Consider the following 16,229-nt stretch of genomic DNA (forward strand, 5'->3'; position numbering starts at 1 on the left):
CGACGGGAGATCACGGTGGAGCTCGCCAGAATCGTCGTCTTCATCATCTCGGCGCTACTCGTGATCTACGACATCGCGCTCGCCCCGGCGATCCACCCCAAGCAGGTCGGCACTGTCCTTACGGTGGTCGTCGCGTTGGGAGCGTTGACCGCCTCGGGGTTCGACTTTCCGGTTCTTCCTCGCGACATCCCGGTGATCTGGTTGGTCTTGCCGATCCTGTTCTTGGCTGTGCTGTCGCCACTGCTGGGGTTGTGGGAGTCACGACGAGTTCCGGACGGCCAACGGATCTTCTCTACGGGTAGGCAACCGGGCGTCCCAAGCCGGTTTCGTGGGCATCTGACGACGAACGTGGTCGGCGCTGCAGCCGTCGGCGCGACGGTCTGGGCCGCGTTGTCGACACCTGGACTCAGCGGCTACCTGGAGGAGCCGCGGCCTGCGTACGTGTCTACGATCGCTCTCCCGCTTGCCTGGCTGGTCGTGCGGGCGTTCATCTCCTGGCAGCAGTCGACCGTCGTGGCCGGCGCTACGAGCGATGGGCTCCCTGCGACCGGCGGCTCGGTGGAGGAGGCGCTCACCGGGTACTCGCTGCGGCACGCGCACCAGCTCACGAACGTCGTCTTCTTGACGTTGGCCACGTTCGTCACGTTGACGATGGTCTTCTACCTGCTGGACTACGCGATCGCTCGCAGCACCGCGGGCGATCCGCTCTCGATGTCTTGGGCGGTCGTCCTAGCGGCGACGATGATGCTGGCGTTCCTTCTCGCGTGCGGATCGTTCGGGGCGAAAGGCAGCAGCGCCGTCTACCTGACGTTCCTGACGGGCACACCCGCAGCGCTCGTGGGAGTGATCCTGTGGTTCTCGTTGTACGAGTCCGGTGTCGCGCGAACGGTCGCGACCGTCGCGGTCGTCACCGCGGGGTACCTCGGCTACTCGACTCAGACGGTGCTCGCGGGACGCCGTGACGGGGAGAAGTTCCAAGCGCACTACTTCTCAGCTACGGCGATCGCGGTCGTGATCGTCGCCCTGCTGGGTTCCCTGTACGCATCCTGATGCGCGACCCGCGCACCACAGTGAACTGAGAAGTGCTGGCGCCCCGAGACGGGAACCGGTGCACAGTACGAGGAAGGAGTAACAGCATGGACGACGACGAACTCCTGGCCTTCGACCGCTCCCGCATCTCCGACGCGGAGGAGGTCAACTTTGCCGCGCTGCTCAAGGAGCACGGTGACCAGTACCGCAGCCACCTGCTGATCGCGAAGTGGATCGACCGCTGGCGAGAGGACTACGAGCACACGGCAGTTGCCCCCGGCGAGTGGGGCAACGGCTACACGCGCGGCATCGCTGAGGTCGCCGCCCACCTCCGGCGTGGTGACCTACTTCCGGGTGGCGTCATCTACGACGAGCAAGTCGCGCCTGACTGACGCGCGAGTCTGAACCGCTCATCTTCGGCAGCTGCGCCCCCGAAGAGGGCTCGCTGCCGCTAAGACGTCTCGTAGAACGGGGCGTCGATGCGGTCAATCGACACCGGGCTGACCTGGACGATCACGGTGCCAGAGACGCGTCCGGTGATCGTCTCCGCCTCGTACTCGACGGAATCTCCGCGGTGGTCCTGTCCGGCGAGCGTCCGGCGGACCTGGAGCTCGGCGGTGTAGGACACGGTCGCGTCCTCATCGTCTTCCTCGATGTCGAGCTCGAGGTCCTCGACCGTCACCTCGACGTCCTGGTCCTCGTACGTCTCTAGCCGGTCGGGTCGCGTCGCCGTGAAGGACGCGGTCACGCTCTCGTTGGTCTTCAAGTACTCCTCGACCGCAGCGCGCAGGTCCGCCTCGGACTTCAGCAGGTCGGTGCTCAGTGCCACTCGCTCTTCTCCCTTGTCGGGCTTTCGCCGGGGGGTTCACGGACGAACTCACACTGTCACATCGTGCCTAGACCAAGCCCACGAACGACGACCTGCCCTTCTGCTCCGGCGTGTCACCGTCTCGTGAGACCGTTCGTTCGTGCAGGCGAAGCCGTGGAGCCCAGGGCAGTACGTAGCGTCCGACCGTGAGGCTGAGCAGATGGCCGCCGCCGCGCTGCGCGCCATGGGCTTCCCTGACGCCAGAGAAACACCGGTCGGTCCGGACGGTGGAATCGACGTTCGCTCACAGCGGGCGATCGCGCAGGTCAAGTTCCGTGGTGCGCAGACCGGACGGTCTGACCTCCAGCGGCTCGTCGGCGCGCGCGGGCGCGATCAGCACCTGGCGCTGTTCTTCTTCACCGCGTCGAGCTATTCGAACCGTGCGCTCGAGTACGCCGCTGAGATGGACGTGGCGCTGTTCACGTACGACCCCACGGGCGCTCTGACGCCCCACAGCCCGGCCGCGGTTCATCACCTCCAGGCGGGGCAGCGGCCCTCGCCGGCCACTCCTGTCGGCCCGTCACCAGCGAAGCTCTGGTGGAAGAGGAACTGGTGGAAGGCCGCGACGGTCTTCTGCTGGGCAAGCGTGATCCCCCTGTCCGTCCAAGCGATCCAAGCCACCGTGGCCGGGGAAGACGACCCGGGATGGGGCAACCCGCCCCTGGCGCTCGGGCTCGCTGTGATCGGAACTCTTGTGTGGCGGCGTCAGTGGCGACGCAAACAGGAACGGTTGAGCCCTCGCAACATCCTTCACCTTCCTCCGAAGTCGGACCTGTAACCCTCGGCCGGCCCCACCCGTGCGCTCACGTGTTGGCGGGGCGGTAAGAGTGCCCGGATTTCGCCTGCTGATCGATCGGCGACGACACGGGCCGCTCCGGCCGCACCGCGTACTTCAAGGTAGACGCGGAGTGTCGCCAAGATCCAGCGCACCCAGTGGACGACGCGATGGCAAGATGTGGTCGCTTCTACCGCCGACGCGCATTGGACTCACGCACATGGCTCAAAAGACGCAGATCACGCTCATCGACGACGTTGACGGCTCCTCCGCCGACGAGACCGTCGTGTTTGGTCTGGACGGCGTCAACTACGAGATCGACCTCAATGCTGAGCACGCCCGCGAGCTCCGAGACGCCGCCGCTCGGTTCGTCGGGCACGCCCGCAAGGTCGGCGGTCGAGCCCCGAGCCGCGCTGGGAACCGTACGCGTGGAAACGGGCGGGACTACGAGCCTGCGGCGGTACGAGAGTGGGCGGCCTCGCGGAGTATCGACCTTCCCGCGCGCGGTCGCATCCCGGGTGCTGTGCTCGATCAGTACCGCGCAGCGCGCTGAGTGGAGCTCGGAACTGGTGGTCGACTGCCACTCCTTCGAACCGTATTCGGGCCCGTGCCCGCTAGACGACTGAGGAGCCCGCATGGACGAGCCACCCTGAGACGATCATCTTGGCGATCACACTCTGACCGTCCTGACCGCAGGTTACGACCTAGTCGACCAAGGTCGGCGAACGAGTAAGCACTGACGTCCGGCGGATATGCGCGGTCTGGAAAGGGTCAGTCCCGGTCGCCTAGGCCAGAGGGTGGCCCTGCCAGCCGCAGCGCGTAGTACCCGACCTCCGGTTCCAGTGTCACGGAACCCGGGGCCGCAGCCGCGCCGGAAAGCCGCGTGGTCGCCGTTTCGAACTCGACCTTACCGGGCAGGATCACGCGCCGTCCGCCTACGTGGCAGGAGAAGTCCATGTCGGATCGCACTCCCGCACCGGGGGTCGCCGTCCACTCCGCCTCAAGCACTTCAACGGGAGGAGACAGCGACGTGAAAAGCGTCTCGCCCCGCAACAGCCGCGCGGCGCTCAACACGCTATCCCGGGCTTCATCCGGTTCGGTCGTCAGGTCGGGCACAACCAGACGGTCGCTGACTACCCGCTGCACGTCCAGGAGCGCTTCGAGGTACTCGACGAGATTGACGTGACCTCGCGTCTGGTCTGCCACCTCGTTAGGCACGGATGCGATGGACGACCCGCCTGCGGCTTGCCGCCAGGTGAAGGTGCCCCGCCCGTTGAACGCGACTGCTGCACGCGCAGCGCGGAGCGCGACGTGCGGGGCCAGACCGACGAGCTGTGCCGGGGTGAGAGACCAAGTGACGTTGATCTCCGCCTGGGGCCCACGGTCACGGACCGTCACCGTGAAGAGAAACGCTTCATCGCGCGACCGCGCCACCATGCGTGCACCACGCCCGTCCGGGCTTCTTGTGCGTTCCAAGCGTCCGAGCTCGACTGCGACGACGTCGGCGCCGTCCTCTCCCACGAGGGCGATCTCCGTGTCGGGCAGGTCAGCAACCTCCACAGTCGGGGTCAGCGTGATGAAGCCCTCGACGGCTTCGACCGCGAAGCCGGGAGGGCCGGCCGAGACGATTCTCGCGGGCACGCGCTCGACGGGGGTTCCAAAGTCGTGGAACGCCTGGACAGCATCGCGGTTCTCAGGCGCCAGCCGGATCTCGGCTTCGATCGTCAGGGGAGACACCTCCTGAGCGAGAGCAGTCTTCGGTCGGATCGACACAGAACGCACTGTGCCGTCCTCGAGGGTGACGAAACGCGTAGCGACGGCATCGGACGCCCCTGCCGTCGCGACGTGTCGCGCGTCGGTCTGCGCGTCGGGCCCGAAGAAGTGTCGAATGTCGTACCGGTAGAACGGGTCGATCCGGTCCAGTACGCGATTCAGGTACCGAAGGTGCGCCTCCGCGACGCCGAGCAGGCTGCTTCCCTCGAGCGCGTCTGGGTCGGGGAGCTTCGAGCGCAGTGCCTCGACGAGCAGGTCGTCTCGCGGCGAGCCGCGGCCGGCTACGAAGAAGTCCAGGATCTGGGGCTGGCTCGCGGCCCAGGCGTCCAGACGCGCTCGGTCGTCCCAGCGCAGGTCGATCGGGTCCAGCTCGCGCCGCAACCCGTCGAGCCAATCGACCCGCTCTGGTGTAGGACTCCACGGCATGACCAGGTGCCACCGACTCACCGGCCGCTCGGCTGCGACCTTGTCGAGCATGGTGTGCAGGGAGGACTCGATGTCCCGTACCTGTCCGGGCCGCAGCGGCCCTGTATACCGCTTCACTTGGTACACGACCAGCGAGCCGTCGTCGCACCAGTCCACGACGTCCATGCCGCGGTCACCGCGAGACGGGGTGATTCGGTTCGCTCTTGGGTGGCCGACCGAAATCAGCGCCGCGATGAGCCGCTCAACCTCGTCACCGCTCATCTGCTCCCAGGGGATCACGAACTCATCTTCCACGGCCGCACCCACACGGGGCACGAGAGGGCGCGACTAACGAGGCAGTCTCGAATGGGGCTGTACGTGATGTGTCAGATCGTCAGCGCACGCCGAGACCACGCAGCTGCTCGGTCCAGAAAGCCAGGCGGTCGGTGTTCGGCTTGAGCAGGCCCATCTGCTGAGCGAGCTTGTAGAACCCCGGGCCCGCGTCGTTGCTGTCGGAGTACCTCACGACGGCGGAGAGCATGAAGCGCCTCGTCGGGAAGTCACGCGTGACGATCTGCCCGAGGAGGTACCCCACCGCGCGTCGGTCCTTCTCCAAGGAGAAGTCGAAGGCGCGCGTGCCCGTGCGCTCGACGAGCTTGTTGGTCAGTTCCGTGTACGAGGTGGTGCGACCCGATCGGACACACTCGTCCAGGAACTCGGTGCCCGCTGCGACCAGCTGCTCCCACTCGGCGTCGCTCCGTCCATACATGTGTGCACCCTAGGGCCGCGCGTTGTCCTCCAAGGTCGATCTCGCCGAGCTCACACGAGCGCGTGACCCCGAGTCCTCGATCTGCTTCGACGCCCGCACGGGTTCGATCACCGAAACGGCAGGCGCGGGCGCACGGTGTCGGTCACGATGGCGGGGCACAACTCGTCAGGCGGAGGTTGCGGGCATGGGTCTGGGTGCTTCTCAGCTGTTGGCCTAGCGACCTACGGACGGCGGCAGCACCACAGAGGACCGGGTCGTGATCGGTCGTGGCGCTCACCATGTTCGTCGCACACCGCAACGCCGGAACGTGTCTGCGAGATGCACGCCCCCGGGGACCACCCGAGGCTCACCTGACGAAGTCGTCTGTGACTGGTGATCGAAACGCCGGACACCAGCTGTCCGCGTCGCTAACGTGTGCCTTGGGCATCAACGGGGATGCCCGTGACCAGGGGGTTCAAAGATGAGCAAGAAGAGGAAGTTCGCCTCGGTTGCTGCGACGCTCGCGTTGGCAGCCGGCGTCGGACTCGTCGGGGTGTCCTCGGCGTCCGCTGTCGCCTGCAACGTCCGCAGCGGGAAGACCGCCGGCGACGCCGCGTGGGTGCAAGGGCTCGGCGACTGCCAGGCTGTAGCTGTTCGGCACTACTACGACCCGGTGTGGAGCACGAACAACTACTGGACCTCCTGGTCCGGTGGAACGTCCATGCTCGTCCCGTACTACACGCCGGACACCCCGGTCTACATCAAGCACTCGACCCAGGCGTCATGAGCGGTCGGCGGCGAGCCGGGTTCACAATCGGAATCGTCGCCGTCGCGTTGCTCGCTGCAGCGTGCTCGAACGACTCCTCCGACGGTGGCTCGACCGGGATGACCGTGCCCACCTGGGAAGAGGTCGTCGACGACACCGTTGATGTCGCTCGCGAGCAGGGCGCCTCCGACGACCAGCTCGCGGTTCTCGAGAGCGGGGACGTCACGTTCCAGCAGTACGAGGCGGCGGTCGGACGGACGGTCGAGTGCTTGCGCGCGGCGGGAATCGACGTCATCGGCGACAGAGTCACCGAGTCGAGCGGCTATCCGGAGATCAACTACTCGTACGCCGCTTCCTCGGAAGGTCGGACCGATGACGAGACGGACGCGATCTCCCAGGCGTGCATCAGCGCGCACTCGCAGTTCATAGAAGGGCTGTACCGGGCTACCCCGGTGGTGCAGGAGGTCATCGACGAGCGGTTCGAGCCGTTCCGGGAGGCCGTCGTGGCCTGCCTCAGGGACAACGGTGAGGACGTCGACGACGAGGCACCGCGAGCCGTCCTGGAGCTGCACACCGGCGCGGTCCTCCAGAGAGGCGGACCTCACTGCGTCGCCGACTCAGGCTTCAACGGATGAGAGGTTGAGAAGACATGAGAACGAGGAAGAGCAAGCTCACGATCGCGGGAGCGAGCGCGGCAGCAGGGCTGCTCATGGCGCTCGCCGTGCCTGCCGGCACAGCAAGCGCCGCCAGCTGCGACTGGCTGAGCCGCACGATCAGTGACTACTCCGCTCGGGTCGACGAGGTGGGCACCACGTGCAGCTACCTCAGGATCCGGCACTACTACGACCCGGTCTGGAGCGGCACCAACTACTGGACCAACTGGGTCGGTGGGACCGGGTCGTCCTACACCACTGCGAACAACCCCGTGGTCGTCTACCACACGGTCGAAGGCTCCTGATGGCGCGAGCACGCGACCGTCGCTACGGCAGCTGGATCGTGGTCTGGGCGCTGACATGCACCCTGATCGCAGCTGCCGCGGCGACGGTCGTCGTGCTCCGCAACTCCAGCAGTCCACTGGCCTCCGATGCCCCGGTCGAAGCCGTGGTGGCTCAGGTGGCCGTCCAGACACGCACCGAGTCCGCGGTTGTGGGGCTCGCTGCGCGTCGCGTCGACGGACCACAGGCCGTCTTCGCAGTCTCCGGCACCGTTACGTCCCTACCAATCACACCTGGCTCTGTGCTTGAGCCGGGTGCTGTGCTCGCCACAGTCGATGACCTGCCCATCGTTGCGATGTCAGGCGCTGCGCCGCCGCACCGTGCTTTGGCGCCAGGCGCCGAAGGTGAAGACGTGACGCGCCTCCAGACGTTCCTGGCGAACACCGGGTACCTGCGTGCGCCGGCGGACGGCAAGTACGGCGCGTCCACCGCACGCGCGGTCAAGGCGTGGAACGTGGCGCACGGTCGACGCGGTGACACCTTCGACCCGGCCGCAGTCGTCTGGATCGGCGCGGATCGCTTCGAAGTAGCGAGTGTCGCGGTGAAAGTAGGAGACGTCGTCACCCCTGGTCAGGCGATTGCGCTTGGTCCGGCGCTGCTCGAGGGAGTCGCCGTAGACGAGCCGAGCACCGCCCTCGAACCCGGAAGTTACGTCATCCGGGTGGGCGAGGTGTCCGTTCCCTACACTGCGGGCGCCGGTGTGGTCACGGACCCGGAAGCAGCCGCTGCCCTCATTCGGGCGCTCGGCTCCGACGAAGGCGCCGGCGAGCTGACCAGCGCGGAACCCGCGGAGGTCACCGTCGTCCCGGCAAGCGCAGTCGTCACCGACAGCAGCGGGCGCACCTGCGTGTATCCCGATGCCACAGCGCCGGCTGTCGTTATCCAACCGGTCGGCAGCGCAGCTGGCTCGATCTACCTGCCGCCCGACGCTCCCGTCACCCAGGTCTTGGTGAACCCGGCACAGACCCGCGGAGACTTGACGTGCAGCTCGTAGCTGAGCGCCTCGGCCGCACGTACGGGCAACGACGCGTCGTGGACGACGTGGACCTGAGCATCCGTAGGGGTGAGTCCGTGGCTGTGACGGGGCCTTCGGGGTCGGGAAAGACGACATTGCTGGCGATGCTCGGAGGACTAGTGACGCCCTCGACCGGGTTCGCTGGGGTGGTCGATGACGTCGGAGGTCGCGTCCCTCCGACTGGTCACGTCGCGTTCGTGCTTCAGACTGTCAACGCACTGCCCCGCAGATCAGCACTTGAGAACGTCGCTTTGGGCGCGCTGCATGACGGCGTTCCGTGGGAAACGGCGCTTCGGCTGGCGCGCGAGCAGCTCCTGCAGGTCGGGCTCGGGCACCTTGAGGGTCGGGCAGCACGGTCGTTGTCGGGAGGCGAACTCCAACGAGTCGTCTTGGCTCGCGCGCTCGTGGGGGTGTACCCGTTCGTCTTGGCGGACGAGCCGACTGGACAACTCGATCGGTCGACGACGTTGGACGTGGTCGAGACCATGCTCGCCTCGACTCGTGATCGTGGATTGGTGATCGTGACCCACGACGAGGAGGTCGCGTCACTCTGTGATCGATCGCTGCGACTCAATGACGGACGCCTTGAGCTGTGATCACGGGGTGGAGGCGCAGGGAGGCCGCGCGCGAGGGCTTGCGATCGCTGACGGCCAGCGGCGTCGTCGGAGTCGCACTGGTCACCGTCGTGGCCGCGGGGCTTGGTGTGCCAGCGATGCTCGACGCTGTCGCTGTGTCGGCGATCGTCAAGGACGAAGCCGAGTGGGTCGCCTCAGGCGGCACGGTACTCATCGCTAGCGCGGAGGGAGCGTCTCTCGACGCTCACAGCTGCGACAGCTTGTCCGCGATGCCTGGCGTTGAGGCAGCGTTCGGTGTCACACGGCACGCCGGAGGCGCAGGAACGGCAGCCGCACCTGGGGCGCGGTTGGCTGTCGCCTCCGTCACCTCGGGGGTGTACGCGTTCTTAAGGGCAACACCGGGTGGAGCCGTTGTGTCCCCCCGTGTACGTGCGGACATCGGCGTCGGGCCCGTCATGACGCTCTTGCCGCCTGAGGTCATCTCGTCAGGCAGCGACGAGCAAGCCGCGGCGACTGGCGAGGCGAGCGATCCGTCGCCGGTGGGGACGGTCTCGGTGAGCGACGAAGTGCCGACCGGCATCCTGGGAGATGAGTACGCCTACGTCGTCTTGGTCCCGCGCCCGTCTTCGGGCGAGGTCGACCGATGCTACGTCCGTGCCGCGCCAGGCAGTGTGGACCCCGTGCGGTCGTCGCTGCCCGCGGTACTGGCTGTCGTCGGGGACAGGCCCGTCGTGGTGTCCGAGCGTCTCGTGGGCGGCCAATTCAGCCGGGACTATTCCCGTGAGTACGAGAACCGCACGACTCAGACGCTGCCATATCTCGGTGGTGTCGCGGCGGCGCTCGCCTGGCTGATCGTGAGCTGGTTCCGGCGCGGTGAGGACGGGCTATACAAGACGCTAGGGGCGACGTCCACCGACCGGCTGGCGATGCGCGGCGCAGAGTGGCTCGCAATCTTGGCACTTGGAGCACTGACTGCGTGGAGTGGCGTCCTTCTCGCCCTGGCGGCCACTGACCACGTCACTGAGGTGGCGCTCCGCGCGGCCGCATCAGGGCTCGCAGTGGCAGCAGCGTCGAGCATCGTCGTCAGCACCGCTTGGCTCGCGATACCGCGACGCGACACGCTCGCCGACCTCAAGGACCGCTAGGTCGCCCGTCGGCGGAGGGGAGCTAGCTGGGCCCGCGCATGAGCGCCGTCGAGATCCCCGTCCCGGACGCAGGTTCGTACACCGCGCGGTCCTTGCCGCACCGGATGCAGACCTCGGTGATCGCTTCCGGTCCGCCTTGGTCGGGGTTGCGCTGCGCGCGCCACGCGTGATGACCGAACACACACCTGAGTGCCTTCATGACTGCCCCCGTTCACCTCGTCGTGACGTCGTCACCACGCTAGACGCGTGGGGTGTCCCTCGGCTAGCCGTGATGCCCAGGCAGATAATCGAGCGGGCCGAGGCGAGAGGAGTGCCCCGCAGTGATGCCGTCAGGCCGTGCGCTGAACTTCCACCGCGTCGCGGGGGACGTCGCCGAGGCGCTTCCGCAAGGCGTCCAGCTGGTCCCTGTCCAGCGACACCCACCCCACCCGCACCGAGAACACCATGAACCCTTCCACTGCCCGCAGTGCCTCCTGCACTGCGGCGAGCTCCTCGGGGGTGCCCTCGTCGCTGTGCTTGATCCGCTGCATCTGGGTGCGGACGGCGACGAGGCCGCTGGCCGCAAGCTGAGACAGCAGCTCCTTGTCCTGGAAGTCGCGTCCGCCGCGCGCGAAGCACAGCGCGTGCCCGCGCTTGGACGCGTACACGACGCCATTCTTCTCATAGGTTGTGGTGTCGTCGAGCAATTCGTTGCGTTGCAACCAGTCGAGCACTTCCTCGCTGGTGAAGGCGTCACGTAGGAGCCGGTCGATGAACTCAATGAGCGAGTTCGCGGCCTGGGACGCGCCGTCCGCGGACAGCGCGACCGCGTCGCGGGCGCCGCGGATCTTGCGCTGCAGGTGTCGACTGAACTCCTCCAAGACCTCGGTGGATCGCCCGTCGAGAACCTGATGAAGCTTCTCGACCACGTCGTCGAGCCCCGCCGCGATATCGGCCACGAGGGCCTGCGTCTCCTCGGCGCGGGTCGTCGCGGACGCCAACGGCACGCCGATGTGCGTGAGTTGGTCGATGGCACTGTCGAGCGTTACCGCGAGCCGAAGCGTCGACTGCCCCAGTCCAGAGTCCCCAACGATCGCGGCGACCTGACCCGGGGACAGAAACGCGACTGCGTCGTCGAGCGCGAGCGCGAACGGCATCACAGCCCGGACAGCGCGCCGCGCACCAATCGCCAGCACAGCACCGTCCTCTCCGAGCGCCGCCTTCAACCGCCGGTAGGCGCCGCTCCCGACCAGCCGCTCGACAAAGCCCAAGAGCTGGGGTGAGTTCCCGGAGAACCTCTTCGCGATCTTCTGCATGTCGTCGACGAGGCGTTGAATGTCGACCGTGACGGTGTCGAGATGCTCGAACGCCTCGCCGATCTCATCACCGAGGCTGTCCAGCTTCTCGAACCAGGACCGAGAGTCGTCGTCGTCGGTGAGCAGGCGAGCGACCGCAACCACCGCGTCGAGCACAACCAGCATCTCGGGGCTGACGCCGAGCGCGCGGCGGGCGGGGACGGGCAGGTGTCGCAACTCGGTCGCGAGGGATGACGTTCCGCGCACGAGGATGCGCGAGCCTGACTGGTCGCTCGTGGAGACCATGGCCCGTCACCTCCCGGATCCGAGGCGTCCACTGTCCACGGCGCCGGGGCGCGACGCAAGGGATTCTCCCGCTCCGTTGCGTACGGCGAGGGCGGAGCGACCACGCATGCCTCACTATTCGAGCCGACCTTACCCGGCGCCCGGACGGCCGGGTGGTGGCCCGGGTGATCGCTGACCTCGACCGGTCGTGACCACCGCGACCGTCGCGACGATCGCCAGGACGGGCGGGCCAGCCGGGTATCAGTGATGTCAGCGCTGCGCGCTGACACTGATGGCGGTCGCTACGCATCTCAGGGCCCTGTGCCGACGCACGGGGCATCAGTCGTGAGGCTTTCGCCGGTCCGGCACGCTGGGTCGGTCCACGCGACCCGACGGTTGCTGTCGACCTCGGTGCCGTCTACTCCGGCGGCCCCACCTCGCCGTTGGCAGCCCTGCGGCGGACGTCGCGCTCGGTGAGAACCTGCGCGATGATCACGCACGCCATGCCGGTCACTGTCCACCAGTTCCGCCCTACCGCGGAAACGACGCCAACGATGGCCGCCGCCACCACAAGCCCCAACCTAAATCCGCGCATCCTTGCAGGATGCCACCGTCGGACCATCCGGGTGTGGAACTGCGTCGTCCCCGGCACGGAACTGTGCCGGCGATGCCGATGCGCCGCGAGAACCGAGCGCTCGGCGCGCTCGCGGCGAGGACGCCGCATGCGCTACCAGGACGGATTGGCACCACACGTCCGAGCAGGCGTTGCTCATCGCCTTCGAGCCGTACAGCGATGCCGGTCGCGGACGCGCGACAGCTCGTCGACGGCCTCGTCCAGGACGTCCAGGCGCTGCTGCGCGCGCTCGAACCAGAACTCGTCGATTTCGACCAGATCGGAGAACTCGAACACCTCGCCGGACAGTGCCTTCCTCGCCCGCTCGGTCTCGGTGTAGAAGGTGTGCCGAGACGCCAGAGTGCTGCGTCGCACCTCCACGTCGATCGCGTTGCGGTGCCGGCGATCTTCGGCGTCGAGCGCAGCAGCAGCGCGCCGGTCCTCGGCGACGATGCTCGCTGCGGCTCGCTTGTCCTCCGCTCTCAGTGTTGTCCGGGCCGAGTGCATCGAGGACCACACAACACCAGTGAGGGCCACGAGTGAGACGACAAAGGGTGCCACGGACGTAAGGATCGTCCACAGGTCTGGCTCTCCGGCCATGTTCGTGACGACCGGAGAGTTCGCTAACGGTGCCGTCACGGTCCGATATAGAGGCACCGTGCAGCTCCTGCTCTTGGTTGGTCCAGGCGTCGGACCGAGGATCGCAGATGTACGGGACGTCACCAAGACGCGACGGAGAATGATCCGGATCGGCCGAGCGCGGGGGCGGCGGGCGATCCGAAACGGCACGCGCTAGCCGCGGCGCTTCGATCAGCTGGCGCGGCGACGAAGGCGGCGGAAACGCTCGTGCTGTGCGAGCCGCTCGCCAAGCACAGCCGGCACGACACCGGCGTCCAGGAGCAAGACGAGCGACAGCAACCAGCGCAGCGAATCCCGCAGCCGGGCGTAGTGACGGATCTCGTCCTCGATCGGACGGGTGCTGGATGCCGTCAGCTGGTGCGCGAACCCGTTCCTGGCCTTGGCGACCTCATCCACCCACTCGTCGGCGTTGCCGACGACGTCGACGGGCACGGCCCGCGCGGTCGACACCAGGCTCTGCAGCCGGTCACGGAACGACCAATCGCCCAGGTGCGTGAGCGCCTCGTTGACCAGGTCGCGAAGATCGGCGTCGACAGCGTCGCGCGCGAGCTTGCGGGCGCGGTCGGCCTGGCGGCGCGACATGCGCCGGTCCGAGGGGTGCAGGCGGCGATGCAGACCCTCGGCGGCGGTCGCCAGATCCAGCACCTGGCTCTCGATCGGACGGTCCGGATCGCTGAACGACTGCAGAAGGACCGCCGGGATCGGGTTGAGGACCGGTGCCCGCTCCAACCAGGTGGCCAGGTGCGTCAGACCAAAGTGCGTGCGGGTGAGCAGATCAGACCCGATGGCGACACGTGCTCGTTCCGGCTCCGGATCGACCCGCGTGGCGAAGTGCAGATCAGCCAGCGGAGTGTCCGCGCGTGCTACGCGCACCGACTCGGGAAGGCAGCGTGCATCCATCGCGGTCGAGACGGCATGGACCATCGGGCCCACCAGGCGAGCAAGGATCTGGTCGACAGTCAGGCCGGGGTCGCCGGAATCGGCCTCCCAGCGCACGTACGCTCCGCGGTCCAGACGCGCTCCGCGGAAGGTCAAGTTCGGCAGCGGGTTCCGCGACGTCAACGTGAGCGTCCCTGCGGGGTCGCGGACAGCGACAGGTGTCACGTCCTGCGGCTCGTGGGCGATCGACACCCGGCCGTTCGGCTTGTCCTCGATCTCAAGGCTCAGACCTGGCAACTCAGCCCATTCGTCGAGGTGGTTCAGTCGGATCTCGACGATCGTGAACGTCTGCTCGGCGCCGCCCGACCACAGTCCCCGGACCGCATGGTCGGCTCTGAGTGCCTGAGTGCCCGGGTCCGGGACCCCGCTGCCCCAGTTGCGCTGCCGGCTCACGGTGTGTGCGTCGATGAGCGTGATCCGGTTCGGTGCGGCGCGCAGCATGCCGTGTACGACGGGGATACGATCGGACCCGGCGGTGACGTCCCGCTTCCATCCACCATCGCCGGTCGGAGTGAGCCGGTCGCCGGTGAGCGGATCGGCGAGCTCCAACCGCGGCCACCTCCCCGACAGGTCGAGCCACCCGCCGACCGACTGGTCCTGCCCCTCGGGCAGCCAGAACCGTCCCCAGAGCTTGTCGTCGGTCATGCATGTCCCTTCCGCGTCGACGAGCGGCACCATCGGCGCCGCGGCTAGAGCTCCCAGCGTCGCTCGGCGCGCGCCAGGGGGCGCGTCCACGAGACGTTCGTTGCATCAGCGCGCCCGCACCAGCGGTGCGCCGGGTCAGTCGCCGGCGGGGTCCTCGTCGGACACCGGGCTTCTTGGACGACGTTGCAGGGGATGGCGGAGGTTCCTGTTCTCTTCTGAGGTCTTCTCGCGCCCGTAGGCCACGAGCAGGCCGGTGATTGGGTACCCCAGCGTCCACTCGATGGTCGCGATCGTGTTCAGCCCGGGCCAACGGTCCCCGGCGACGACGTGGCGCAGGGTCCCGCGGGGGACGCCCGTCTTGACGGCCAGCAGCCCGATGCCGTTGGACAGGGTCCCGTGCTCGGTCGCCCACGCGCGGATGCGGATTGCGGCGTCCGCGGCGTACCGGGCGCCGATGGGACTGCCCGGAAGTCGTTCGCCGTCAGGCCAGTCACCGTGCGCGAAGTAGTCGCGCGGGCGCAGCAGCGGTGGATCCTCGGGGTCCCGGCTCGTGCTGCTCATGACGCCCTGTATAGCAGCGGACCAGCACGGATGTCGTGACCTCGACGGGGCGGGTGCCGTCCGCGCAAGGGCGTGCCCCGATCGGGGTTCGGGCTACGGGGGCGACTCGCGCGAGTGGCCCCAATCGGGGCCGAGCCTCGATCGAGGCAGACTGCGCGGTCGCTTTCCCTGTCGTGTCATCGATCCCATGTATAGACACGATGTAGTAGTTGATCGACAACGCACCACGTCGTCCGACGCGCGGGGAACGGGAGCATGCTTGCCCCAGTGGGGGCCAGGGAGCATCATGGGCATGCTGCTAGCCGAAGAAACGTGGTGAGGGCCGGTCTCGCCGGGGCACGGCGAGACCGGCGGCGAACCGTCTCAGACGGCCTCGCCACGTCACAGAGCCACCTAGAAGGCCACGGAGTGACGCATGGGCCATCTTGCAGCACCCCACCGACAGGCACACTCCTGCGCCGGGAACATCCGGCGTGGGCGGCGGCGCTGCACGCACCCGCCCTTCCTCGCCGATGCGACGTCCGGCCCGCTCGTGAGCCGGCGCCCACCACCGCGACCGCCGCACCAGGCGGGGAAGGGCTCGCGCTAGGCCGGAACGGTCGGCCACTACGGCCCAGCAGCACTCCTCGACACACGTCGACCTCGGGCACCGGGATCGGCCACCGTCAAGGAGAACACCATGTCGAACGTCTCGTTCACCGACAACCACCAGGCCCTGTTCACCGACGCGATCTTGTCGCCCAAGGTCGTGGCGACCACCCGCGCGCTGACCAGGGCGATCCGCAACGACCTGACCGCGTCGTTCCTGCTGCGGACCAACCCGTACACCGTGGGCGCGCTGATCGTCGCGGTCCACATGCACAACCTCGCGGCCTGCCACCCGGGGATGCGCTGGGGCGGCTTCCGGCTCCGGCTGACCAGCAGCGGTGTCCTGGCGATGCTGTGGGGGCTGAGCCCGGCCGAGCTCACGTTCGTGTCCATGACGGGCCACATCAACGACGAGCGGGCCGACGTCGTGCGGGACTGCCCGAGCGCCGAGCTCGTCCACATGAACAACCTCGTGCGCGAGCTCGTCCGCGTCTCCGGCCGAGGCTGGCTGACGACCCCTGACATCGACGCGGTGAGCTGACTGTGCGCCCCATCCTGAGCGTGGACGCTACGTCCGCGCGAAGCGAGAAG

At 67.7% G+C, this 16,229-nt stretch carries 18 protein-coding genes; 11 read left to right on the forward strand and 7 right to left on the reverse strand.

Features of this window, described 5'->3' with window-relative positions; genetic code table 11:
* The first annotated feature begins 15 nt into the window (after positions 1–15).
* Together QNH85_RS03015 and QNH85_RS03020 are read left to right on the forward strand one after the other, a co-directional pair.
* Positions 16–1,050 (forward strand): hypothetical protein, encoded by a 1,035-nt coding sequence (locus QNH85_RS03015; protein ID WP_282944521.1) that lies wholly within the window; start codon positions 16–18, stop codon positions 1,048–1,050.
* Between the two features lie 86 nt (positions 1,051–1,136).
* Positions 1,137–1,421, forward strand: coding sequence for a hypothetical protein (locus tag QNH85_RS03020; RefSeq protein ID WP_282944523.1), 285 nt, complete (start codon positions 1,137–1,139; stop codon positions 1,419–1,421).
* A 59-nt stretch (positions 1,422–1,480) separates the two neighbouring features.
* On the opposite strand, the gene QNH85_RS03025 is transcribed toward QNH85_RS03020, so the two are convergent.
* Complete coding sequence (locus QNH85_RS03025) at positions 1,481–1,858, reverse strand: hypothetical protein (RefSeq protein ID WP_282944525.1); 378 nt, start codon at positions 1,856–1,858, stop codon at positions 1,481–1,483.
* 139 nt (positions 1,859–1,997) lie between these two features.
* Here QNH85_RS03025 and QNH85_RS03030 point away from each other — a divergent pair, with 139 nt between their 5' ends.
* Entirely contained in the window at positions 1,998–2,675 is a 678-nt protein-coding gene (locus QNH85_RS03030; RefSeq protein WP_282944527.1) for a restriction endonuclease, read from the forward strand.
* 217 nt (positions 2,676–2,892) lie between these two features.
* Positions 2,893–3,225, forward strand: a complete 333-nt coding sequence (locus QNH85_RS03035) for a histone-like nucleoid-structuring protein Lsr2 (RefSeq protein ID WP_282944529.1) — start codon at positions 2,893–2,895, stop codon at positions 3,223–3,225.
* Between the two features lie 218 nt (positions 3,226–3,443).
* On the opposite strand, the gene QNH85_RS03040 is transcribed toward QNH85_RS03035, so the two are convergent.
* A complete protein-coding gene (locus tag QNH85_RS03040) occupies positions 3,444–5,165 on the reverse strand; it encodes a restriction endonuclease (RefSeq protein WP_282944531.1) in 1,722 nt (573 codons plus the stop codon).
* A gap of 79 nt (positions 5,166–5,244) precedes the next feature.
* Complete coding sequence (locus tag QNH85_RS03045) at positions 5,245–5,619, reverse strand: hypothetical protein (RefSeq protein ID WP_282944533.1); 375 nt, start codon at positions 5,617–5,619, stop codon at positions 5,245–5,247.
* Between the two features lie 460 nt (positions 5,620–6,079).
* Between QNH85_RS03045 and QNH85_RS03050 the strand changes: the two genes are divergently transcribed.
* Genes QNH85_RS03050 through QNH85_RS03075 form a run of 6 tightly spaced genes read left to right on the forward strand, consistent with a single transcriptional unit; the run spans position 6,080 to position 10,094 of the window.
* Positions 6,080–6,385, forward strand: a complete 306-nt coding sequence (locus tag QNH85_RS03050; RefSeq protein ID WP_282944534.1) for a hypothetical protein — start codon at positions 6,080–6,082, stop codon at positions 6,383–6,385.
* Complete coding sequence (locus QNH85_RS03055; protein WP_282944535.1) at positions 6,382–6,999, forward strand: hypothetical protein; 618 nt, start codon at positions 6,382–6,384, stop codon at positions 6,997–6,999. The genes QNH85_RS03050 and QNH85_RS03055 overlap by 4 nt, the downstream gene beginning before the upstream one ends.
* A 14-nt stretch (positions 7,000–7,013) precedes the next feature.
* Positions 7,014–7,322 (forward strand): hypothetical protein, encoded by a 309-nt coding sequence (locus tag QNH85_RS03060; RefSeq protein WP_282944537.1) that lies wholly within the window; start codon positions 7,014–7,016, stop codon positions 7,320–7,322.
* Entirely contained in the window at positions 7,322–8,353 is a 1,032-nt protein-coding gene (locus QNH85_RS03065; protein WP_282944539.1) for a peptidoglycan-binding domain-containing protein, read from the forward strand. Before QNH85_RS03060 ends, QNH85_RS03065 begins: the two co-directional genes overlap by 1 nt.
* A gap of 38 nt (positions 8,354–8,391) precedes the next feature.
* Positions 8,392–8,970, forward strand: a complete 579-nt coding sequence (locus QNH85_RS03070) for an ABC transporter ATP-binding protein (protein ID WP_282944540.1) — start codon at positions 8,392–8,394, stop codon at positions 8,968–8,970.
* The gene (locus QNH85_RS03075; protein ID WP_282944542.1) at positions 8,967–10,094 is read left to right on the forward strand and encodes a hypothetical protein; all 1,128 of its coding nucleotides are present in this window, start codon (positions 8,967–8,969) and stop codon (positions 10,092–10,094) included. Before QNH85_RS03070 ends, QNH85_RS03075 begins: the two co-directional genes overlap by 4 nt.
* A 329-nt stretch (positions 10,095–10,423) precedes the next feature.
* Here QNH85_RS03075 and QNH85_RS03080 read toward each other — a convergent pair whose 3' ends face one another.
* From QNH85_RS03080 to QNH85_RS03095, 4 genes are all read right to left on the reverse strand, one after another.
* Positions 10,424–11,674: a hypothetical protein gene (locus tag QNH85_RS03080; protein ID WP_282944544.1), complete on the reverse strand. Its 1,251-nt coding sequence runs from the start codon at positions 11,672–11,674 to the stop codon at positions 10,424–10,426.
* Between the two features lie 748 nt (positions 11,675–12,422).
* Entirely contained in the window at positions 12,423–12,827 is a 405-nt protein-coding gene (locus QNH85_RS03085; protein ID WP_282944545.1) for a hypothetical protein, read from the reverse strand.
* 249 nt (positions 12,828–13,076) lie between these two features.
* Positions 13,077–14,489, reverse strand: coding sequence for a HEPN domain-containing protein (locus tag QNH85_RS03090; protein ID WP_282944547.1), 1,413 nt, complete (start codon positions 14,487–14,489; stop codon positions 13,077–13,079).
* Between the two features lie 135 nt (positions 14,490–14,624).
* Entirely contained in the window at positions 14,625–15,050 is a 426-nt protein-coding gene (locus QNH85_RS03095) for a hypothetical protein (RefSeq protein ID WP_282944549.1), read from the reverse strand.
* 679 nt (positions 15,051–15,729) lie between these two features.
* On the opposite strand from QNH85_RS03095, the gene QNH85_RS03100 reads away from it, so the two are divergent.
* Complete coding sequence (locus QNH85_RS03100; protein WP_282944551.1) at positions 15,730–16,179, forward strand: hypothetical protein; 450 nt, start codon at positions 15,730–15,732, stop codon at positions 16,177–16,179.
* Positions 16,180–16,229: the final 50 nt, after the last annotated feature.

Origin of the sequence: Cellulomonas endometrii (assembly GCF_949769265.1) — a bacterium.
Classification (GTDB): Bacteria; Actinomycetota; Actinomycetes; order Actinomycetales; family Cellulomonadaceae; genus Cellulomonas; species Cellulomonas endometrii.